Source organism: Pseudomonas abieticivorans (genome assembly GCF_023509015.1).
GTDB lineage: Bacteria > Pseudomonadota > Gammaproteobacteria > Pseudomonadales > Pseudomonadaceae > Aquipseudomonas > Aquipseudomonas abieticivorans.
Window position 1 is genome coordinate 4,375,792 of the sequence record NZ_CP094975.1, and the last position, 22,310, is coordinate 4,398,101.

Below are 22,310 nucleotides of genomic sequence, written 5' to 3' on the forward strand. Positions count from 1 at the left end.
GAAACGGCCATGCACAGTTATGACTACGGCCTGCTCCTGGCTTTCTTTGCCTTGGTGCTGGTGCCGGCACCCTTACTGGGGCGTTTTTACTACAACGTGATGGAAGGCAACCGTACGTGGTTGAGCCCCGTGTTGGGCCCGCTCGAGCGTACCTGCTACCGCCTGTCGGGCGTGGACGAGCACGCCGAACAGAGCTGGCAACGCTACGCCCTGGCCCTGCTGGCGTTCAACCTGGCGGGGTTCGTGCTGTTGTTCGCCGTGCTGCTGTTCCAGGACCTGCTGCCGCTCAACCCACTGAAACTGCCGGGTATGGAGTGGACGCTGGCATTCAACACCGCCGTGAGCTTCGTCACCAACACCAACTGGCAATCCTACAGCGGCGAAGCCTCGCTGAGCTACTTCAGCCAGATGGTCGGCCTGACCGTGCAGAACTTCGTCAGCGCCGCCACCGGCATCGCCGTGCTGGTAGCGCTGTGCCGTGGCATCGGTCGCCGTTCGGCGCAAAGCCTGGGCAACTTTTGGGTCGACATGACCCGTGCCACCCTCTACGGCCTGTTGCCGCTGTGCCTGGTGCTGGCGCTGTTCCTGGTGTGGCAGGGCGTGCCGCAAACCTTCGCGCACTATGTCAACGCTGTGACGATGCAGGGCGTCGACCAGGTCATCCCCCTGGGCCCGGCCGCCAGCCAGATCGCCATCAAGCAACTGGGCACCAACGGCGGCGGCTTCTTTGGCGTGAACTCGGCGCACCCCTTTGAAAACCCCACGGCGTTGAGCGACCTGTTTGAGATGGCGTCGATCATCCTGATACCGGTGGCGCTGATCTTCACCTTCGGCCACTACGTTAAAGACCTGCGCCAGAGCCGCGCCATCCTGGGCTGCATGTTGGCCCTGTTCCTGATTGGCGGCGCCACCTCGCTGTGGGCCGAGTACCAGCCCAACCCGACCCTGGCCAGCCCCATGGTCGAGCAAAGCGCGCCGATGGAAGGCAAGGAAGCGCGCTTTGGCACCACCGCCACGGTGCTCTGGTCGGTGACCACCACGGCCGCGTCCAACGGTTCGGTCAATGGTATGCACGACAGCCTCAACCCGCTGGCCGGCATGGTCGCGCTGGCCAACATGATGGTCGGCGAGGTGATTTTCGGCGGCGTCGGCGCGGGCCTCTACGGCATGCTGTTGAACGTGCTGATCGCGGTGTTCTTGGCCGGCCTGATGATTGGGCGTACGCCGGAGTACCTGGGCAAGAAACTGCAGGCCCGCGAAGTCAAGCTGCTGGTGGCCACGCTACTGGTAATGCCGATCGGCGTGCTGGTGCTTGGCGCCATCGCTGCCAGCCTGCCAGGCCCGATGGCGGCGGTGAGCAACCCCGGTGCCCATGGTTTCAGTCAATTGCTGTACGCCTACACGTCTGCCAGTGCCAACAACGGATCGGCGTTCGCAGGCTTCAGCGCCAACACCGCGTTCCACAACCTGATGCTCAGCCTGGGCATGCTGCTGGGGCGCTTCGGCTACATCCTGCCGGTACTGGCCTTGGCCGGCAGCCTGGCGATGAAGAAGAGCGCGCCGCAAGGCCTGAACAGTTTCCCGACCCACGGCCCGCTGTTTGTCACCCTGCTGACGGTGACCATCCTGCTGGTCGGCGGCCTGAGCTTCCTGCCGACCCTGGCACTGGGGCCGATTGCCGAACACTTGAGCATGGGTTTCTAAGGACTCGATCATGAATATGCCAATTCCAGTCGCAAAACCTGCTGAAAAGGCCGAAGGCGTGCAAGCCCGCACCTCGTTCGCCTCCCTGTGGCGCCCAGCGGTGGTCCAGGCCTTCGTCAAACTCGACCCGCGTCAGTTGCAGCGCGCGCCGGTGATGCTGGTGGTGGAACTGACCGCCATGCTCACCACGGTGCTGTGTTTCATCCCCGAGGCGGGCGTGTCCACCAGCGCGGCGGTGCAGATCGCCCTGTGGCTATGGTTCACCGTGCTGTTCGCCAACTTCGCCGAAGCCTTGGCCGAGGGGCGCGGCAAGGCCCGCGCCGATAGCCTGAAGGCCGGCAGCAAAGGCTTGGACGCCCGCCGCCGTGAGGCCAACGGCAGCTTCCAGACCGTGGCCGCCAGCAGCCTGCGCAAGGGCGATGTGGTGCGCGTCGAGGCCGGGGAAATGATCCCGGGCGACGGCGAAGTCATCGAAGGCATCGCCGCGGTCAACGAGGCGGCGATCACTGGTGAATCGGCGCCGGTGATCCGTGAGTCCGGCGGCGACCGTTCGGCGGTCACCGGCAACACCCGGCTGGTCTCCGACTGGCTGCTGGTGCGCATCACCGCCAACCCCGGCGAGTCGACCCTGGACCGCATGATCGCGTTGGTGGAAGGCGCCAAGCGGCAAAAGACCCCCAACGAAATCGCCCTGGACATCCTGCTGATCGGCCTGACGCTGATCTTCCTGCTGGTGGTGGTTACCCTGCAGCCGTTCGCCCACTTCGCCGGGGGCAGCTTGCCGCTGGTGTTCCTGGTGGCGTTGCTGGTGACCCTGATCCCCACCACCATCGGTGGCCTGCTCTCGGCCATTGGCATCGCCGGCATGGACCGCCTGGTGCGGTTGAACGTGATCGCCAAGTCGGGCCGTGCGGTAGAGGCCGCCGGCGACGTGCACGTGCTGTTGCTGGACAAGACCGGCACCATCACCTTTGGTAACCGCCGCTGCACCGCGCTGTACGCCGCCCCTGGCGTCACCGCCAAGGAACTGGCCGAAGGCGCGCTGCTGGCCTCGCTGGCCGATGACACCGCCGAAGGCAAGTCCATCGTCGACTACATCCGCCAGTTGCACAGCATTGTTGAACCACCGGCCAGCCAACTGACCCCGGTGGCCTTCAGCGCCGAAACGCGGCTGTCGGGGGTGGACTACGCCGAGCGTATCTACCGCAAAGGCGCGGTGGACTCACTGCTGGCGTTCATCGAGCAGAAACGCCTGGACATGCCGGCCACCCTGGCCAAAGAGATCGAGAAAATCGCCCAGAGCGGCGGCACGCCCCTGCTGGTGTGTGGCAACAAGCGCCTGCTGGGCGCCATCCACCTCAAGGACGTGGTCAAGCCAGGCATTCGCGAGCGTTTCGATGAACTGCGCAAGTTGGGCATCCGTACCGTGATGGTGACCGGCGACAACCCGCTGACCGCCGCCGCCATTGCCGCCGAAGCCGGCGTGGACGACGTGCTGGCCGAAGCCACGCCCGAGAAGAAACTGGCACGCATCCGCCAGGAGCAGAACGACGGGCGCCTGGTGGCCATGTGCGGCGACGGCGCCAACGACGCCCCCGCCCTGGCCCAGGCCGACGTGGGCATGGCGATGAACGACGGTACCCAGGCGGCGCGCGAGGCGGCCAACATGGTCGACCTGGACAGCGACCCCACCAAGCTGCTGGACGTGGTGCAGATCGGCAAGGAGCTGTTGGTGACCCGCGGCGCGCTGACCACCTTTTCCATCGCCAACGACGTGGCCAAGTACTTCGCCATTTTGCCGGCCTTGTTCGCGGCGATTTATCCACAGCTGGGCGTGCTCAACGTGATGCACCTGGCCAGCCCGCAGAGCGCGATCCTCTCGGCGATCGTGTTCAACGCGCTGATCATCGTGGTGCTGATCCCGCTGGCCCTGCGCGGCGTAAGGGTGCAGGCCGCCAGCGCCGCGCACCTGCTGCGACGCAACCTGTTGATCTACGGGGTAGGCGGGATTGTGGTGCCGTTCGTGGGCATCAAGTTGATCGACCTGCTGCTGACCGCGCTGCACCTGGTCTGAACCACTACTTGAGGATTCGATGATGTCGACTTATTTGCGTCCGGCCCTGAGCCTGATCGTGTTGATGACCCTGATCACCGGCGTCGCCTATCCACTGGCAGTGACTGCGGTGGCCCAAGCGGCCTTTCCCGACCAGGCCAATGGCAGCCTGGTCAGTGACGCCGGCGGCAAGGTGCGCGGCTCCAGCCTGATCGCCCAGGACTTTAGCGGCGACAACTGGTTCCACCCGCGCCCCTCGGCCGGGGCCTTTGCCACTGTGTCCAGCAGTGCCAGCAACCTGGCGCCGAGCAACCCGGCCTTGGCCACGCGGGTCAAGGACGACGCCGCCAAGCTGTATGTAGCCGATCAGGGCCCGGTGCCGCAGGCGTTGCTGACCACCTCGGCCAGCGGCCTGGACCCGCATTTGCCGCCATTGGCCGTGGAGTATCAGGTGGCGCGGGTGGCGGCGGCGCGGCATCTGCCGGTCCAGGCGCTGCGCAGCCTGGTGGCCAGCCACACCGAGACCTCGCTGTTTGGCCCGCCGGTGGTCAACGTGCTGGCTTTGAACTGGGCGCTGGATCAGCTACCGTCAACTTCCCAATGATCGACACGAGCTTTTGCATGAGCGCTTGCCATGAGTGATGCCCAACGCGCCGACGCGCTGCTGGCCGAGCTGCCCCGCGAAGGTCGCGGGCGGCTCAAGGTGTTTTTGGGCGCAGCCCCCGGGGTGGGCAAGACCTACGCCATGCTCCAGGCGGCCCATGCCCAGGTGCGCCAAGGCGTGCAGGTGCTGGCTGGGGTGGTGCAAACCCATGGCCGCGCCGAGACCGAAGCCTTGCTGGGTGGCTTGGCGCAGCGCCCCCAGTTGCGCTCCGAGTACCGTGGCGTGGTGCTTGAAGAGATGGACCTGGACGGCCTGCTGCAGGCCCGCCCGCAACTGGTGCTGGTGGACGAGTTGGCCCACAGCAATGCCCCCGGCAGCCGCCATGCCAAGCGCTGGCAGGACGTGCAGGAGTTGCTGGCGGCGGGCATCGACGTGTACACCACGGTCAACGTCCAGCACCTGGAAAGCCTGAACGACCAGGTTCGCGGCATCACCGGCGTGCAGGTGCGCGAAACCTTGCCGGACTGGGTGCTGCAGGAATCCTATGAGCTGGTGCTGATCGACCTGCCGCCGCGCGAGCTGCTCGAACGCCTGCGCGACGGCAAGGTGTACGTGCCAGAGCAGGCGCGCGCCGCCATCGACGCCTTTTTCACCCAGACCAACCTGACGGCGCTGCGCGAACTGGCGATGCAGACGGCCGCGGCGCAAGTGGATGCCGACCTGGCCCAGGGCTACCAGCAGTTGGGCCAGGCGGCGCCGGCCTTGCGTGGGCGCCTGCTGGTGGGCATCGACGGCGACGCCCAGGCCGAACGGCTGGTGCGCCACGCCAGCCGTGTGGCGCAGCGTCGGCACTTGCCCTGGAGCCTGGTGCATGTGGACACCGGCAAGCTGCGCGACGAACACGCGCGCCTGCGCCTGCAGAGTGCCCAGCAACTGGCCGAACGCCTGGGGGGCGAGGTGGTAGTGCTGCGCGCCGGCGAGGTGGCGCGCACGTTGATCCAGCATGCCGCCGAGCGCCGTGCCAGCCTGGTGCTGGTGGGGCAGTCGGGCGGCAGTTGGCGCCGGCGCCTGTTCGGTGGCGGCTTGGCGGCGCGTTTGCTGGGCAATGCCCGGGGCCTGGAGATCAACGTGCTGGACCGCGACGACGCGCGGCCCAACCCCACGCTGCGCGCGCCAGGGGCATGGGTGTGGTTCGACTACGGCCTGGCCCTGTTGGCCACGGTGGCTGCCAGCGCCTTGGCCTGGGGCGTGGCCAGCGTGATGGCGTTGCCCAACATTTCCCTGGTGTTTCTGGCGGCGGTGCTGCTGGTGGCGGTGCGCAGCAGCCTGGGCCCGGCGTTGGCCTGCGCGGCGCTGTCGTTCCTGGCTTACGATTTTTTGTTTATCCCGCCCAATTTCTCGTTCAGCATCCAGCGCGAAGAAGACGTGCTGACGCTGATGTTCTTCCTGTTGATGGCGGCGCTCACCGGCAACTTGGCCGCCCGTCAGCGGCGGCAACTGCAAGCGCTGCGCGACACCCAGGAAGAAACCAGCGAACTGCTCGACCTGTCGCGCAAACTCACGGCGGCCACCGACCGCAAGGCCGTGCTCAGCGCGGCCGGCCAGCACTTGGATGGCTGGAAAGAACTGCGCCTGTGCCTGCTGGATCGCAACACCGATGGCAGTTGGCACATCGCCAATGGCACCGCCCTGGACCTGACCGAAAACGAACAAGCCGCCGCAGACTGGGCCTGGCAACACGACCAGGCCGCAGGCATGGGCACCGGCACGTTGCCGTCGGGGCGCTGGTGGTGGTGGCCGGTGTCGGTGGAGGAGGGGCCGTTGGCGATGCTCGGTGTGCGCGACCGTGAAGGCCGCCCGCTAAGCGCCCAGCGTCGACGCCTGCTCAGTGCCTTGAGCCAGCCGCTGGCCCAGGCCTTGGCCCGCGCACGGCTGGGCGAAGACCTGGAGGCGGCACGCCTGCACGGTGAAACCGAACAATTGCGCAGTGCGTTGCTGGCCTCGGTGTCCCACGACCTGCGTACGCCGCTGACCGCCATGCGCGGCAGCATCGACAGCCTGTTGTCGCTGGGCGATGCGATCCCCAAGGCCGACCGCGAGGAACTGCTGGAAGGTACCCGCGATGAAGCCGAGCGCCTGGACCGCTACATTCAGAATCTTTTGGACATGACCCGCCTGGGCCACGGTGCCTTGAAGCTTTCCCGCGATTGGGTGTCGCCGGCGGACATCGTCGGCAGCGCGCTGAACCGCTTGCGTGCGGTGTTGGCGCCGCTGCAGGTAAGCGTCCAAGTCCCGACCCAATTACCGTTGCTGTACGTACACGCGGCGTTGATCGAGCAGGCATTGGTCAACGTGCTGGAAAACGCCGCGCGCTTTTCGCCGCCCCACGGGCGCCTGCAGATCACCGCCGGCGGTAGCGAGCAGGAACTGTACTTCGCCGTCAGCGACCAGGGCCCGGGCATCCCGCTGGCCGAGCGGGAGAAAATCTTCGACATGTTCTACACCGCCGCCCGTGGCGACCGCGGCGGGCAGGGCACGGGCCTGGGCCTGGCGATTTGCCAGGGCATGATCGGCGCTCATGGCGGGCGCATCCTGGTGGGTGATGGCCTGGATGGCCAAGGCACGTGCATCACTCTATGCTTGCCGGTGCAAACCCAGCCCGGAACCGAAGAATGAGCCAGACCGCCACCATCCTGGTCGTGGACGACGAACCGCAGATCCGCAAGTTCCTGCGCATCAGCCTGGTGTCCCAGGGCTACAAGGTGCTGGAGGCGGCCAACGGCGCCGAGGGCCTGAGCCAGGCCGCGCTGAACCGCCCCGACCTGGTGGTGTTGGACCTGGGCCTGCCCGACATGGACGGCCAGCAGGTGCTGCGCGAACTGCGTGAATGGAGCCAGGTGCCGGTGCTGGTGCTGTCGGTGCGCGCCAGCGAGATCCAGAAGGTGGAAGCCTTGGACGGCGGTGCCAACGATTACGTGACCAAGCCGTTCGGTATCCAGGAGTTCCTGGCTCGGGTGCGTGCGCTGTTGCGCTTGCTACCGGCGGGCGCAGCCCAGGAGCCGGCCGTGAGCATCGGCCCGCTGACCATCGACCTGGCCTTGCGCCGGGTATTGCTGGACGGTGCCGAGGTGTCGCTGACCCGCAAGGAGTACGCGGTGGTCGCGCAACTGGCGCGTTACCCGGGGCGGGTGATTACCCAGCAACAGTTGCTCAAGGACATCTGGGGGCCGACCCACGTCGACGACAGCCACTACCTGCGCATCGTGGTGGGGCATGTGCGGCAAAAGTTCGGCGATGACCCCACGGCGCCGCGGTTTATCGTGACGGAACCGGGGGTGGGGTATCGGTTGGCGCAGGGGTGAAAATCGGCGGCGCCGGGTTCGCGGATAAATCCGCGAACCCGGCGCCGCAAATCTCAGCGTGGCAAGTGGCTCACATAGATCCCGGTACCATCCAGGATGTTGCGCAACGTCTCTTCAACCTCTGGCAAATCCACCGCGCTGCTGTCGTAGGTGATGGCCAGTTCGGTGTCGCCATTGAGCACGTCGCCGTCTTCGGCGGCCAACTCGATCAGCAGGGTCTTGTCGTCCAGGGTGATCTTGAAATCGCGAACGAAGCAGGGGTCCTCTTCCCCCAGGGTCAGCTCGACATCGTTGTCGTCGGCCATGCGGGTCAGCATGAACAGTTTGCCGTCGGCATCATGGCAGCACAGCAGCGCCATGTTGTCTTCTTCGTCATCGCACGGATTGACCATCAGTTGGCTAGCTTGAAATTGCATGGGGTCATTCCGTTATTAGGGGCAGAGCCTGGATTCTGCCACTGTTTGACCCCGATCTGAAAATAAAGCGCCCTTGGAAGCGGTGATCGTGTCAAAACCGACAAACGGTTTTGCACGCCCGTACCAGCTGGCTCGTACGACAACTCCTCAATGACCGAATATGTCGCAGGGCCGCAAGCACACGGTCATACCCACTCGTTAAGCTGAGCAGTTATGGGCGCAGTGCAATGTGCCCGTGCCGAGACCCGGCGGGCCCTGCCCGATGTTCCGGCTCGCCGTTTTTCGGTTTTTCCTCCCCTGTGGCAGCGGGTTGGCTATGGTTGATCCCAACAGGGGAAGCACGCGACGCTTCATTCAATAACAAGCCCAAGCGGAGTACCACAGATGGCGTTCTTCACCGCGGCCAGCAAAGCCGATTTTCAGCATCAACTGCAGTCGGCCCTGGCGCAGCACATCAGTGAACAGGCACTGCCACAAGTGGCGCTGTTCGCCGATCAGTTCTTTGGCATCATTTCTCTGGACGAACTTACCCAGCGCAGGCTTTCGGACCTGGCTGGCTGCACCCTGTCGGCCTGGCGCCTGCTGGAGCGTTTCGACCACGCCCAGCCCCAGGTCCGCGTGTACAACCCCGACTATGAGCGCCATGGCTGGCAATCGACCCACACTGCGGTCGAAGTGCTGCATCACGACCTGCCTTTTCTGGTGGACTCGGTACGCACCGAACTGAACCGTCGCGGCTACAGCATCCATACCCTGCAAACCACCGTGCTCAGCGTGCGCCGTGGCAGTGGCGGCGAGCTCCTGGAAGTGCTGGCCAAAGGCACCCAGGGCGAGGGCATCCTGCAAGAATCGCTGATGTACCTGGAGATCGACCGCTGTGCCAACGCCGCCGAACTGAACCTGCTGGCCAAGGAGCTTGAGCAGGTGCTGGTGGAAGTGCGCGTGGCCGTGGCCGACTTCGAGCCGATGAAGGCCAAGGTCCGCGACATGCTTGCGCTGGTGGATCAGACCGCCTACGCCGCCGTGCCGGCCGATGAAAAAGCCGAGATCAAGGTGTTCCTCGAATGGTTGGTGGGCAACCACTTCACCTTCCTGGGTTATGAAGAATTCGTCGTCAACAACGAAAACGGTGGCGGCCAACTGGTCTACGACGAGTCGTCGTTCCTGGGCCTGACCCGCCTGCTGCGCGCCGGCCTCACCGGCGAAGACCTGCGCATCGAAGACTATGCCGTCAATTACCTGAACGAGCCGATGCTGCTGTCGTTCGCCAAGGCCGCGCACCCCAGCCGCGTGCACCGCCCGGCCTATCCGGACTACGTATCGATCCGCCAGATCGACGCCGACGGCCGGGTGGTCAAGGAATGCCGCTTCATGGGCCTGTACACCTCCACGGTGTACGGCGAAAGCGTGCACCAGATCCCTTACATCCGCCGCAAGGTCGCCGAGATCGAAAACCGCTCCGGTTTCGACGCCAAGGCTCACCTGGGCAAGGAGCTGGCCCAGGTGGTCGAGGTGTTGCCGCGCGACGACCTGTTCCAGACCCCGGTGGACGAGTTGTTCAGCACCGTGATGTCGATCGTGCAGATCCAGGAGCGCAACAAGATCCGCGTGTTCCTGCGCAAAGACCCGTATGGCCGTTTCTGCTACTGCCTGGCCTACGTGCCGCGCGATGTCTACTCCACCGAAGTGCGGCAGAAAATCCAGCAAGTGCTGATGGAACGCCTGAAGGCCAGCGACTGCGAGTTCTGGACCTTCTTCTCTGAGTCGGTGCTGGCCCGTGTGCAGTTGATCCTGCGCGTGGACCCTAAAAACCGCATCGACATCGACCCGCTGCAACTGGAAAACGAAGTGATCCAGGCCTGCCGCTCGTGGCAGGACGACTACGCCAGCCTCACCGTCGAGAGCTTTGGCGAAGCCCAGGGCACCAACGTGCTGGCCGATTTCCCGAAAGGTTTCCCGGCCGGTTACCGCGAGCGCTTTGCCGCGCATTCGGCGGTGGTCGACATGCAGCACTTGCTGGCCCTGTCGGAAAAACGCCCGCTGGTGATGAGCTTCTACCAGCCGCTGGCGCAAACCGGCAAACAGCAACTGCACTGCAAGCTGTACCACGCCGACACTCCGCTGGCGCTGTCCGACGTGTTGCCGATCCTGGAAAACCTGGGCCTGCGCGTGCTGGGCGAGTTCCCGTATCGCCTGCGCCACAACAATGGCCGCGAATACTGGATTCATGACTTCGCCTTCACCGCGGCCGAAGGCTTGAACCTGGACATCCAGCAGCTCAACGACACGCTGCAGGACGCCTTCGTGCACATCGTGCAGGGCGACGCCGAAAACGATGCGTTCAACCGCCTGGTGCTGACGGCCGGCTTGCCGTGGCGCGACGTAGCCCTGCTGCGTGCCTACGCCCGTTACCTCAAGCAGATCCGCCTGGGCTTCGACCTGGGCTACATCGCCAGCACCTTGAACAACCACACCGACATCGCCCGCGAACTGACCCGGTTGTTCAAGACCCGTTTCTACCTGGCCCGCAAGCTGGCCGCCGACGACCTGGATGACAAGCAGCTGCGCCTGGAACAGGCCATTCTCAGTGCCCTGGACGACGTGCAGGTGCTCAACGAAGACCGCATCCTGCGCCGTTACCTGGACCTGATCAAAGCCACCCTGCGCACCAACTTCTACCAGCCCGATGCCAACGGCAACGCCAAGTCGTACTTCAGCTTCAAGTTCAACCCCAGGCTGATCCCCGAGCTGCCTAAGCCGGTGCCCAAGTTCGAGATCTTCGTTTACTCGCCGCGTGTGGAAGGCGTGCACTTGCGCTTTGGCAACGTGGCCCGTGGCGGCCTGCGTTGGTCGGACCGTGAGGAAGACTACCGCACCGAAGTGCTGGGCCTGGTGAAGGCGCAACAGGTCAAGAACTCGGTGATCGTGCCGGTGGGCGCCAAGGGCGGCTTCCTGCCGCGTCGCTTGCCGTTGGGCGGCAGCCGTGACGAGATTGCGGCAGAGGGCATCGCCTGCTACCGCATTTTCATCTCGGGCCTGTTGGACATCACCGACAACCTCAAGGACGGCGGCCTGGTGCCACCGGCCAACGTGGTGCGCCACGACGATGACGACCCCTACCTGGTGGTGGCGGCCGACAAAGGCACCGCGACGTTCTCCGACATCGCCAACGGCATCGCCATCGACTACGGCTTCTGGCTGGGTGACGCGTTTGCCTCGGGCGGCTCGGCCGGTTATGACCACAAGAAGATGGGCATCACCGCCAAGGGCGCGTGGGTCGGCGTGCAGCGCCATTTCCGCGAGCGCGGCATCAACGTGCAGCAAGACAACATCACCGTGGTCGGTGTCGGCGACATGGCCGGCGACGTGTTCGGCAATGGCTTGCTGATGTCCGACAAGCTGCAACTGGTGGCGGCGTTCAACCATCTGCACATTTTCATCGACCCCAACCCCGAAGCAGCCGCAAGCTTCGCCGAGCGCCAGCGCCTGTTCGACCTGCCGCGTTCGGCGTGGACCGATTACGACGCCAGCCTGATTTCCGCCGGTGGCGGGATCTTCTCGCGCAGCGCGAAAAGCATCGCGATCTCCCCGCAGATGCAGCAACGCTTTGACATCAAGGCCGACAAGCTGACCCCCACCGAGCTGCTGAACGCCTTGCTCAAGGCGCCGGTCGACTTGCTGTGGAACGGCGGCATCGGTACTTACGTCAAGTCCAGCGAAGAAACCCATGCCGACGTCGGCGACAAGGCCAACGATGCATTGCGCGTGAACGGCAATGAATTGCGCTGCAAAGTGGTGGGTGAGGGCGGCAACCTGGGCATGACCCAACTGGGCCGCGTGGAATTCGGCCTGCAGGGCGGCGCCACCAACACCGACTTCATCGACAACGCCGGTGGCGTGGACTGCTCCGACCACGAAGTGAACATCAAGATCCTGCTCAACGAAGTGGTGCAGGCCGGTGACATGACCGAGAAGCAGCGCAACCTGCTGCTGGGCAGCATGACCGACGAGGTCGGCCACCTGGTACTTGGCAACAACTACAAGCAAACCCAGGCCCTGAGCCTGGCGGCCCGTCGCGCCTATGAGCGGCTGGCCGAGTACAAGCGCCTGATGGCCGACCTTGAAAGCCGGGGCAAGCTGGACCGCGCCATCGAGTTCCTGCCCACCGAGGAGCAACTCACCGAGCGCCTGGCGGCCAAGCAAGGCCTGACCCGTGCCGAGTTGAGCGTGCTGATCTCCTACAGCAAGATCGACCTCAAGGAAGCCTTGCTCAAGTCCCAGGTGCCGGATGACGACTACCTGACCCGCGACATGGAAACCGCGTTCCCGCCGTCGCTGGTCAGCAAGTACGCCGAGTCCATGCGCCGCCATCGCCTGAAACGCGAGATCGTCAGCACCCAGATCGCCAACGACCTGGTCAACAACATGGGCATCACCTTCGTGCAGCGCCTCAAGGAGTCGACCGGCATGAGCCCGGCCAACGTCGCCGGGGCCTACGTGATCGTGCGCGACATCTTCCACCTGCCGCACTGGTTCCGGCAGATCGAGGCGCTGGACTACCAGGTGGCGGCCGACGTGCAACTGGCACTGATGGATGAGCTGATGCGCCTGGGCCGCCGCGCCACGCGCTGGTTCCTGCGCAGCCGTCGCAACGAACTGGACGCGGCCCGCGATGTCGCGCACTTCGGTCCGCACATCGCCGCCCTGGGGCTCAAGCTGGACGAACTGCTGGAAGGCCCGACCCGCGAAGTCTGGCAAACCCGCTACCAGGCGTACGTCGAGGCTGGCGTGCCGGAGTTGCTGGCGCGCATGGTGGCCGGGACCAGCCACCTGTACACCCTGCTGCCGATCATCGAGGCGTCTGACGTCACCGGTGAAAACGCCGCCGAGGTGGCCAAGGCGTTCTTCGCCATCGGCAGTTCCCTGGACCTGAATTGGTACCTGCAGCAAATCAGCAGCCTGCCCGTGGAAAACAACTGGCAGGCCCTGGCCCGCGAAGCATTCCGCGATGACATCGACTTCCAGCAACGGGCGATCACCATCTCCGTGTTGCAAATGGCCGATGCCCCGCAGGACATGGACGCGCGCGTGGCGTTGTGGCTAGAGCAGCACAAGGCCATGGTGGCGCGCTGGCGTGCCATGCTTGAAGAGCTCAAGGCGGCAACCGGTACCGACTACGCGATGTATGCGGTGGCGAACCGGGAGTTGATGGACCTGGCCTTGAGTGGGTCGTCCAACCCATAACGCCTTTGCGCCATAAAAAAACCCGCCGTCATGGCGGGTTTTTTTATGGCTGTCATCCCGGCGGCGCTGTTTTCGCGAATACATCGGCGAAAGGAACAGCAAGGGGCACGGCTGGGTCGCTGCTTATTTTTCGCTCAACGAAAACGCTGTCAGGCTGAAGGCCGGCACGCCCATGTCACGCAAGCGCTGGGAGCCGGCAAGCTCTGGCAGGTCGATGATCGCGGCGGCCTCGTGCACGCTGGCGCCCATGCGGCGTACCAGGTTGGCAGCGGCGATCAGGGTGCCGCCGGTGGCGATCAGGTCGTCGAACAATACCACCGAGTCGCCTTCGCACAGGCTGTCGGCATGCACTTCCAGGAATGCCTCGCCGTATTCGGTGGCGTAGCCTTCGCTGAGTACGTCGGCCGGCAGTTTGCCTTGTTTGCGGAATAGGATCAGTGGCTTGTTCAGCTCATGGGCAATGATCGAGCCGATCAGAAAGCCGCGGGCATCCATGGCGCCGATGTGGCTGAAGTCGGCGTCGATGTAGCGGTGCACGAAGCTGTCCACCACCAGGCGCAAGGCTTTGGGCGACTGGAACAGCGGGGTGATGTCGCGAAAGATCACGCCCGGCTTGGGGAAGTCCACCACGGGGCGGATCAGGGATTTGAAGCTGAGTTCGTCGAAAACCATTGTCTAGGTGCCCACAGGAAGCTGAATGCGCGCCAGTATACCTGTTCGATCGGTCAGGTCGAACTCAGGCGTCGAGGGTGCCGCCGGCCAGGGCACAGAGCTGGATCGGGTCCAGGATGTGGATCTCTTTACCTTCGGCGGCGATCAATTGGTTTTGCTGGAAGCGCGTGAACACCCGCGATACGGTTTCCACCGCCAACCCCAGGTAGTTGCCGATTTCATTGCGCGACATGCTCAGGCGGAATTGGTTGGCTGAATAGCCGCGCGCCCGGAAGCGTGCCGAGAGGTTGACCAGGAAGGTCGCGATCCGCTCGTCGGCGGTTTTTTTCGACAGCAGCAGCATCATTTGCTGGTCGTCGCGGATCTCTCGGCTCATCACCCGCATCAGTTGGCGACGCAGTTGCGGCAGTTGCACGGAGAGCTCGTCCAGGCGTTCGAACGGAATTTCACACACCGAGGTGGTTTCCTGGGCCTGGGCGGTCACAGGGTAGGCCTCGGTGTCCATCCCCGACAGCCCGACCAGTTCGCTGGGCAGGTGGAAGCCGGTGATCTGCTCTTCGCCGTTGTCGCTCAGGCTGAAGGTTTTCAGGGCGCCGGAGCGCACTGCATACACGGAATTGAAATTGTCGCCCTGGCGGAACAGGTACTCGCCCTTCTTCAACGGGCGGCCGCGCTTGACGATATCGTCCAGCGCATCCATGTCTTCCAGGTTCAGCGACAGCGGCAGGCACAGGGGCGCCAGGCTGCAATCCTTGCAGTGGGCTTGAGTGGCGGCGCGCAGTTTGACTGGCTCGGACATTTCATCAAATCCTTCTGGAAATTCACACAATACCTGTAAGGGTACCCCAGCTGGAGGTTGGCGGCCATGCACTTTATCAGGGCGGCGCCTCAAGACTCATGTGTCAGGGCCGATACAAAGCTACCCCCAAAGCGCACGGAGCCTTTCGCGATGATCAGCCTAGACGTCAAGTTCAACGGTGCAGCCCCATGGCAGGCAACGGATACGCCTGCCAGTACGCAGACCGCCGTCGATACCCTGGCGAGTGAAAGCCCAGCAGCGGTGACGGGGATCAAGGTCAGCCTGTCGCGCGAAGGCGTGGCAAAGGCCGGGGGTGCCAACCAGGACATCGAGCAAAGCGGCCTGCCGCCGACCATCCAGCAAACCCTGAAAATTATTCGCGAGTTGAAGAAGCAGCTCGAAGAGAAGATGAACGAACTCAAGGCGCTGATGGCCAATCGGCAGATCAGTGACAGCCAGCGCCAAGCCCGTGCCAGCGGTTTGCAGGCCGCCATCGGTGCGCTGCAGGGTGCGTTGGCCACTGCGAATGCCAGCCTGGCCAAGGCGATGAAGGACAGCGGCCTTTCCGTCGAACAACTGGGCAAAGTGGCCAGCCTGCTGGGTAACTGACTCAAATCACCCGCGAAAACCGCTGACGGTCCTGGGGCAGGTGTGCATCGAACAGCATGCACACCGAACGCACCAACAGACGCCCCGGCGGCAACACGCGGATCACCCGCTTATCGATCTCGATCAGGCCATCGGCGGCCATGGCCTGCAGTTGCGGCCAGATATCGGCGAAGTAGCCGCGAAACTCGATGTCGAACACCTGCTCGATCACTTCGGTGTACAGCTCGAAGTGGCAGATCAGTTGCTGGATGACCGCCCGGCGCACGCGGTCGTCGGGGCTGCATGCCAGGCCGCGGCGGGTGGCCAGTTGGGCGCCGGCCAGGCTGTTCTGATATTCGTTCAGGTCACTGCTGTTCTGGCAGTACAGGTCGCCGATCTGGCTGATGGCCGACACCCCCAACCCGATCAGGTCGCAATGGCCGTGGGTGGTGTAGCCCTGGAAGTTGCGTTGCAGCGTGGCGTCCTCCTGGGCCATGGCCAGCTCGTCGTCGGGCAACGCAAAGTGGTCCATGCCGATGTAGCGGTAGCCGGCTGCCGTCAGTTGCTCGATGGTGCCTTGCAGCATCGCCAGTTTGTGCGCGGGCGAGGGCAGGTCCTGCTGGGCGATGCGCCGCTGGGGCATGAAGCGTTCGGGCAGGTGGGCGTAATTGAACACGGACAGGCGGTCGGGTTGCAGCTGGATGATCTCGTCTATCGTACGGGCGAAACCCTCCACAGTCTGTTTGGGCAGCCCGTAGATCAGGTCGATGTTCACCGAACGAAACTGCAGGGTGCGGGCCGCGTCGACGATGGCCCGGGTTTCTTCCAGGCTTTGCAGGCGGTTGACCGCACGTTGCACGGCCGGGTCCAGGTCCTGCACGCCCAGGCTGACCCGATTGAAGCCCAGTTCGCGGAGCAGGCCCATGGTCGACCAGTCGGCCTCGCGCGGGTCGATTTCGATGCCGTAGTCGCCGGCGTCGTGCTCAAGCAGGTTGAAGTGCCGGCGCAGGGTGGCCATCAACTGGCGCAATTGAGCAGGGCTGAGAAAGGTTGGCGTACCGCCACCCAGGTGCAGTTGCTCGACCACCTGGCGAGGGTCCAGGTGGCAGGCGATCAGCTGGATTTCTTGCTCCAGGCGCTGCAGGTAAGGCTGGGCGCGGCCACGGTCCTTGGTGATGACCTTGTTGCAGGCGCAGTAGTAGCAGATGTGTGCGCAGAACGGCACGTGCACGTACAGCGACAGCGGTTGCAGGGCCTTGCGGCTGTCGCGCAGGGCATGCAACAGGTCGAACGAGCCGATCTGGCCATTGAACTGCGCGGCCGTGGGGTAGGAGGTATAGCGCGGGCCGGCCTGATCGTAGCGACGAATCAGGTCGGTGTCCCATTCAATGGCGTCGAGCATGCGGGTATTCCCTGGGGGAGCAATGCCCGCAGTCTAGGGTGCGCTCAGGCCTTGGGTGTTGACCTGCATCAAGGCCCCGTTCAGTGGCCCATCAGCCAGTGCTGATGCGGGCCGGGCAGGGTCCACAGGCCAAACAGCATCACCAGCAGGCCACCGGCGATGCGCACGCCGCGTTGGCGCAGCAAGGCGCGAGTGCGTTCGGCGGCCATGCCGGTGGCCAACAACACCGGCCAGGTGCCCATGCCGAAGGCCAGCATCAACAGCGCACTGTGGGCCGCGTTGCCTTGGCTTGCCGCCCACAACAACGTGCTGTAGACCAGCCCGCAGGGCAGCCAGCCCCACAGGGCGCCCAGCAGCAGGGCCCGGGGCACGCTGGACACCGGCAGCAGGCGGGTGGCCAGTGGCTGGATATGCCGCCACAGCCCCCGGCCCAAGGCTTCGATGCGGGTCAGGCCGCTCCACCAGCCGGCCAGGTACAGGCCCATGGCAATCAACAGCAACGCGGCTACCACGCGCAACGCCATGGCCGCAGGGCTGGTGGCCACGGCCCAACCGGCCAGGCCGATGATCAGGCCGGCACACGCGTAGCTGCAGATACGCCCCAGGTTGTAGGCCATCAGCAGTTGCAGGCGGCGGCCGCGTTGTTCCGGCGGTATGGCCAACGTCAGCGCGCCCATCAGGCCGCCGCACATGCCCAGGCAATGGCCGCCACCCAGCAGGCCGAGAATCAGCGCGCTGGCCAGCAATGGCAACAGGTCAGCCATGGGGCGGCTGCTTGTTGTCGGTGGTGTGGTTGGCCTCATCGACTGCAGCCTTGTGCTGCGGGTCCTGGTCGTCGAACAGGATGCTATGGGCCGGGCCGTCGAGGTCGTCGTACTGGCCGCTGTCCACTGCCCAGAAGAATACATACACGGCGATGGCGACGATCAGCAGCGCGGCGGGGATCATGATGTACAGCGCTGGCATGGTGGCTCCGGCGAACTCAGGCGGTGGCGGGGTGCAGGGGCGCTATCGCGGCCTGGCTGCCCGGCAGTGGTTTGATGCGGGTCAGGCGCAAGGCGTTGAGCACCACGGTCAGCGAGCTCAGGGACATGCCCAGTGCGGCCCAGATCGGGGTGATCAAGCCTGCCGCGGCAAACGGCAGCATCAGCCCATTGTACAACGCCGCCCAACACAGGTTCTGGATGATCACCCGGCGAGTGCGTCGGGCCAACGCCAGGGCCTGTACCAGTGCCGACAGGCGGTTGCACAAGAGCACCGCGTCGGCGCAGGTCTTGGCCAGGTCCGTGGCCGAGCCCATGGCCACGCCGATGTCCGCAGCCGCGAGCATGGGCACATCGTTCACCCCGTCCCCCAGCACCAGCACCTTGCGCCCGTCGGCCTGCAAGCGTTGCAGCATCGCCAGCTTGGCGTCTGGCGGCAGGCCGCCGTGGGCTTGCCCGATGCCCAGTTCGGCGGCGACGCTGGCGACCATCGGCGAACTGTCACCGGACAGCAGCAGGGTTGTGCAGCCGCGTGCGTGGCAGGCATCGACCAGCCCCTGGGCATCGTCACGCAGGCGGTCGTCCAGGCCGAACCAGGCCAAGGGGCCCTGTTCGTTGCCCAGCAGCAGCCATTGCCCCGCCTGGGACGGCATGGCTGGCGGGGCCTGGCCGCTCAGGGCACACACATAGGCCGGCTGGCCGATGCGCAGGCACTGGCCATTGACGAGCCCTTGCAAGCCCAGGCCCGGTGCGCTGCTGACGTCGTCGGCCAACAATGCGGTGTGGCCGAATGCGCGGGCGATCGGGTGTTCCGAGCCCAGTTCCAAGGCGGCAGCCAACGCATGGCACGCATCGGCATCGGCTTGTGCAAGTGGCTGAATCTGGCGCAGTACCAAGCGCCCTTCGGTGAGGGTGCCGGTCTTGTCAAAGATCACTGTGTCGATCTGGTTCAGGCCTTCCAGCACATGCCCACGGGTCAACAGCAGGCCCAGGCGGTGCAGCGTGCCGGTGGCGGCGGTGAGCGCGGTGGGGGTAGCCAGCGACAGTGCGCAGGGGCACGTGGCGACCAGCATTGCCAATACCACCCAGAAGGCGCGTGCGGGGTCCAGTTGCCACCAGACCAGGCCGATGATCAGCGCCAGGGCCAGGGTTACCAGCAGAAACCCTTGCGCGGCGCGGTCGGCGATTTCGGCCAGGCGCGGCTTTTCTGACTGGGCGCGGTCGAGCAGGCGCACGATGGCCGACAGCCGGGTGTCCTGGCCCAAGGCAAGTACCTCCACGGTAAGGGCGCTCTGCACGTTCAAGGTGCCAGCGGTGACTGCCTCGCCTGCACCGCGTGGCTGGGGCAGGTACTCGCCGGTGAGCAGGGATTCGTCGATGCTCGACTGCCCCTGCAGGATCCGTCCGTCGGCCGGGATCACCGCGCCGGGCGGGATCAGCAGGTGGTCATGGCTGCGCAATTGGCTCAGCAGAATTCGCTCGCCGTGGCCCTCGGCATCCAGCCGCAGGCATGAAGCCGGCAGCAGGTTGACCAACTGGGCGGTGGCCGCAGCGGTGCGTTCGCGGGCGCGGCGCTCCAGGTAACGGCCGGCCAGCAGGAACAGCGCGAACATGCCGACGGCGTCGAAATACAGCTCGCCCACCCCGGTGATCGCGGTCCAGATACCCGCCAGGTAGGCCCCGCCAATGGCCAGCGACACCGACACGTCCATGGTCAGGTGCCGGGTGCGCAGGTCGCGCAAGGCACCGCGAAAAAAGGGCGCGCAGCTGTAGAAAACAATGGGCGTGGTCAAGAACATCGCCACCCAGCGCAGGATGGTGTGCAGCTCCGGGCTCAGGTCGATGTTGAACTCCGGCCAGGTGGCCATGGTTGCCATCATCGCCTGGAACCACAACAGCCCGGCCACGCCCAGTTGGCGCAATGCCCGGCGGTTGTCGCTGGCCAGTTGTTCGGCGGCGCGGTCGGCCTGGTAGGGGTGGGCGGCGTAGCCGATCTGGCGCAGCTCACCCAGCAGGCGGCTCAGCGGCAACTGGCTGTCGGCCCATTGCACCAGCAGGCGGTGGTTGGACAGGTTGAGCCGGGCTTGGGCAATGCCGGGCACTGCGCGCAGGTGTTTTTCAATCAGCCAGCCGCAGGCGGCGCAACTGATGCCTTCGATCAGCAGGGTAGCCTCGCTCAATTCACCCTGATGGTTGACGAATGGCTGCTGGACATCCGCGCGGTCATACAGCGCCAGTTCATCGGGCAGTTGGCGGGGCAGGGTCTGCGGGTTGGCCGAGGCCTCGCTTCGGTGCTGGTAGTAACTGCCCAGGCCGCCGGCGACGATGGCTTGGGCAACGGCCTGGCAGCCAGGGCAGCAGAACGCGCGCAGCTCACCCAAAACGTTGGCGCGAAAGGGCTGGCCCGCAGGCACGGGTAGGCTGCAGTGGAAGCAAGGGGTCGGGGTGTCCATGGTTCAGTTGCGCAGGTCTTCGGCACCCTGCAACGGCTCATCGCCCAGCACCAGGCCCTTGTCGTGGCCCACTTGTTCTTCTTCGAACATGCGCCAGGTCCGGCCGTTGTCTTCGCCCAGCAGTTCGACGAAGCGCCGACCTTCGATTTTCTCGTCCAGGTGGCCCACGTAGCGGCCAGGTTCGGACGGGCTCAGGGCCAACTCCACCTTGCGGTCCTTCTCTGGCTGGGTAGGCGACATCAGGTTCAGTTCCAGCGATTGCGGGTTGCTGTTGCCGGTAAGCTTCAAGTCCACCTCGCCGGTCAGTTCGTCCAGGTGAACGTTGGCGCGCAGGGCGAGGTCCTGGGCCAGGCGTTCACGGTCCAGGGAGCGATTGATGCCCTTGCCGGCTTCGTAGTAATTATCGTTGACCAGGTTATCCGGGTTCTCCACGGCGATCGTGACCATGGTCAGGGTGAGGGTCACCGAGCAGGTCAGGATACCGATGATGATCCACGGCCAAAGGTGTTTGTACCAGGGGCTGGTGGCGGTCGCTGCAAACATTGCAAGGGTTCCTTAACGTACTTGGGGGCCGATGAACCGGCTCTTGGCTTCTATGTGTATGTCGCTGTCATCGGCATCGCGCAAGGTGAACTTCACCTCGTTGGTGCTGGAGGGCAGTTTTTCCGGGGCCACCGACAGTTCGGCCGGTACGCTGACAATGTCACCGGCCGCCACGCGGATTTCGTTGCGGCTTTGCAGCTTGAGGTCGGGCAGGCCGCTGGCTTCGATCAGGTAGACGTGGTCGCGCTGGTCCTTGTTCATGATCTTCAGGCTGTAGACGTTCTCGATTCGCCCTTGGGCATTCTCGCGGTACAGCACGCGGTCCTTGCTGACGTCGAAGCCCACCAGCGCACGCATGAAAAACGCCCCGGCCAACAGCCCCATCATCACCAGCAGTACCACCGCGTAGCCGATCAGCCGCGGGCGAAACTTATGGGTTTTCTGCCCGGACAGATTGTGCTCGGTGGTGTAGCTGATCAACCCGCGTGGGTAGTTCATCTTGTCCATGATGCTGTCGCAGGCGTCGATGCAGGCTGCGCAACCGATGCACTCGATCTGCAGCCCGTCGCGGATGTCGATGCCGGTGGGGCACACCTGCACGCACATCGTGCAGTCGATGCAGTCCCCCAGGCCCATGGCCTTGTAGTCCACATCCTTTTTGCGCGGCCCGCGTTGCTCTCCGCGGCGCGGGTCGTAGGACACGATCAGGGTGTCCTTGTCGAACATCACGCTCTGGAAGCGCGCGTAGGGGCACATGTAGATGCACACCTGCTCGCGCAGCCAGCCGGCGTTGCCGTAGGTGGCCAGGGTGAAGAAGCCGACCCAGAAGTACGACCAACCGTCGGCATTGCCGGTAAAAAAGTCGGTGGCTAACTCGCGGATCGGCGAGAAGTAGCCAACGAAAGTCATGCCCGTGACAAAGCCGATCACCAGCCACAGGCCGTGCTTGGCCAGCTTGCGCATGAATTTGTTGGCGTTCATGGGTTCTTTGTCCAGCTTGATCCGCTGGTTGCGGTCACCCTCGGTGACTTTTTCGCACCACATGAAAATCCACGTCCACACGCTTTGCGGGCAGGTGTAGCCGCACCACACGCGGCCGGCGAACACGGTGATAAAGAACAGGCCAAAGGCGCTGACGATGAGAATGCCCGACAGCAGGATGAAGTCTTGCGGCCAGAAGGTGGCGCCAAAGATGTAGAACTTGCGCTCCGGCAGGTTCCACCACACCGCCTGGTGCCCGGCCCAGTTCAGCCACACGGTGCCGAAATACAGCAGGAACAGAAACGCCCCGCCGGCCCGGCGCAGGTTGCGAAACACGCCGGTGAATGCCCGGGTGTAGATTTTTTCCCGCGACGCGTACAGGTCCACGCTCTGCCCTTTGGTTGAGGGCGGTGGAGTGACGTCGTGTACCGGGATCTGCTTGCTCATCATTGAGTCCCGCGGCAGTGGAAGGTGCCGCTGTAGGCGTGGATTTATCCGCGAAGGGT

At 64.6% G+C, this 22,310-nt stretch carries 16 protein-coding genes; 7 read left to right on the forward strand and 9 right to left on the reverse strand.

Features of this window, described 5'->3' with window-relative positions; translation table 11 throughout:
• Positions 1-9: 9 nt before the first annotated feature.
• From kdpA to L9B60_RS20125, 5 genes are read left to right on the forward strand one after another with little or no spacing between them, the layout of a single operon-like run.
• Entirely contained in the window at positions 10-1,704 is a 1,695-nt protein-coding gene (gene kdpA / locus L9B60_RS20105) for a potassium-transporting ATPase subunit KdpA (RefSeq protein ID WP_249672489.1), read from the forward strand.
• 10 nt (positions 1,705-1,714) lie between these two features.
• The gene (gene kdpB, locus L9B60_RS20110; protein WP_249672491.1) at positions 1,715-3,778 is read left to right on the forward strand and encodes a potassium-transporting ATPase subunit KdpB; all 2,064 of its coding nucleotides are present in this window, start codon (positions 1,715-1,717) and stop codon (positions 3,776-3,778) included.
• 22 nt (positions 3,779-3,800) lie between these two features.
• Positions 3,801-4,361: a potassium-transporting ATPase subunit KdpC gene (kdpC, locus tag L9B60_RS20115; protein WP_249672494.1), complete on the forward strand. Its 561-nt coding sequence runs from the start codon at positions 3,801-3,803 to the stop codon at positions 4,359-4,361.
• 30 nt (positions 4,362-4,391) lie between these two features.
• Entirely contained in the window at positions 4,392-7,037 is a 2,646-nt protein-coding gene (locus tag L9B60_RS20120) for a DUF4118 domain-containing protein (RefSeq protein ID WP_249672498.1), read from the forward strand.
• Positions 7,034-7,723, forward strand: coding sequence for a response regulator (locus L9B60_RS20125; protein WP_249672499.1), 690 nt, complete (start codon positions 7,034-7,036; stop codon positions 7,721-7,723). Before L9B60_RS20120 ends, L9B60_RS20125 begins: the two co-directional genes overlap by 4 nt.
• 53 nt (positions 7,724-7,776) lie before the next feature.
• Here the strand turns inward: L9B60_RS20125 and L9B60_RS20130 are convergent, their stop codons facing one another.
• Positions 7,777-8,139: a hypothetical protein gene (locus L9B60_RS20130; protein ID WP_249672501.1), complete on the reverse strand. Its 363-nt coding sequence runs from the start codon at positions 8,137-8,139 to the stop codon at positions 7,777-7,779.
• Positions 8,140-8,523: 384 nt separating this feature from the next.
• Here L9B60_RS20130 and L9B60_RS20135 point away from each other — a divergent pair, with 384 nt between their 5' ends.
• Positions 8,524-13,383, forward strand: coding sequence for an NAD-glutamate dehydrogenase (locus L9B60_RS20135; protein WP_249672503.1), 4,860 nt, complete (start codon positions 8,524-8,526; stop codon positions 13,381-13,383).
• A gap of 123 nt (positions 13,384-13,506) precedes the next feature.
• On the opposite strand, the gene L9B60_RS20140 is transcribed toward L9B60_RS20135, so the two are convergent.
• Together L9B60_RS20140 and fnr are read right to left on the reverse strand one after the other, a co-directional pair.
• The gene (locus tag L9B60_RS20140) at positions 13,507-14,055 is read right to left on the reverse strand and encodes an adenine phosphoribosyltransferase (RefSeq protein WP_249672505.1); all 549 of its coding nucleotides are present in this window, start codon (positions 14,053-14,055) and stop codon (positions 13,507-13,509) included.
• Positions 14,056-14,119: 64 nt separating this feature from the next.
• Positions 14,120-14,854: a fumarate/nitrate reduction transcriptional regulator Fnr gene (gene fnr / locus L9B60_RS20145; RefSeq protein WP_249672507.1), complete on the reverse strand. Its 735-nt coding sequence runs from the start codon at positions 14,852-14,854 to the stop codon at positions 14,120-14,122.
• 150 nt (positions 14,855-15,004) lie between these two features.
• On the opposite strand from fnr, the gene L9B60_RS20150 reads away from it, so the two are divergent.
• Complete coding sequence (locus L9B60_RS20150) at positions 15,005-15,463, forward strand: hypothetical protein (protein WP_249672508.1); 459 nt, start codon at positions 15,005-15,007, stop codon at positions 15,461-15,463.
• A 1-nt stretch (position 15,464) separates the two neighbouring features.
• Here the strand turns inward: L9B60_RS20150 and hemN are convergent, their stop codons facing one another.
• From hemN to ccoG, 6 genes are all read right to left on the reverse strand, one after another.
• The gene (hemN, locus tag L9B60_RS20155; RefSeq protein WP_249672510.1) at positions 15,465-16,844 is read right to left on the reverse strand and encodes an oxygen-independent coproporphyrinogen III oxidase; all 1,380 of its coding nucleotides are present in this window, start codon (positions 16,842-16,844) and stop codon (positions 15,465-15,467) included.
• Positions 16,845-16,924: 80 nt separating this feature from the next.
• A complete protein-coding gene (locus L9B60_RS20160; RefSeq protein WP_249672512.1) occupies positions 16,925-17,608 on the reverse strand; it encodes a sulfite exporter TauE/SafE family protein in 684 nt (227 codons plus the stop codon).
• On the reverse strand, positions 17,601-17,810 hold the full coding sequence (ccoS, locus tag L9B60_RS20165) for a cbb3-type cytochrome oxidase assembly protein CcoS (RefSeq protein WP_249672514.1): 210 nt from the start codon (positions 17,808-17,810) through the stop codon (positions 17,601-17,603). The genes L9B60_RS20160 and ccoS overlap by 8 nt, the downstream gene beginning before the upstream one ends.
• 16 nt (positions 17,811-17,826) lie before the next feature.
• Positions 17,827-20,280: a heavy metal translocating P-type ATPase gene (locus L9B60_RS20170; RefSeq protein ID WP_249672516.1), complete on the reverse strand. Its 2,454-nt coding sequence runs from the start codon at positions 20,278-20,280 to the stop codon at positions 17,827-17,829.
• A 3-nt stretch (positions 20,281-20,283) separates the two neighbouring features.
• On the reverse strand, positions 20,284-20,823 hold the full coding sequence (locus L9B60_RS20175; RefSeq protein WP_249672518.1) for a FixH family protein: 540 nt from the start codon (positions 20,821-20,823) through the stop codon (positions 20,284-20,286).
• A gap of 12 nt (positions 20,824-20,835) precedes the next feature.
• On the reverse strand, positions 20,836-22,251 hold the full coding sequence (ccoG, locus tag L9B60_RS20180; protein ID WP_249672520.1) for a cytochrome c oxidase accessory protein CcoG: 1,416 nt from the start codon (positions 22,249-22,251) through the stop codon (positions 20,836-20,838).
• Between the last annotated feature and the right edge of the window lie 59 nt (positions 22,252-22,310).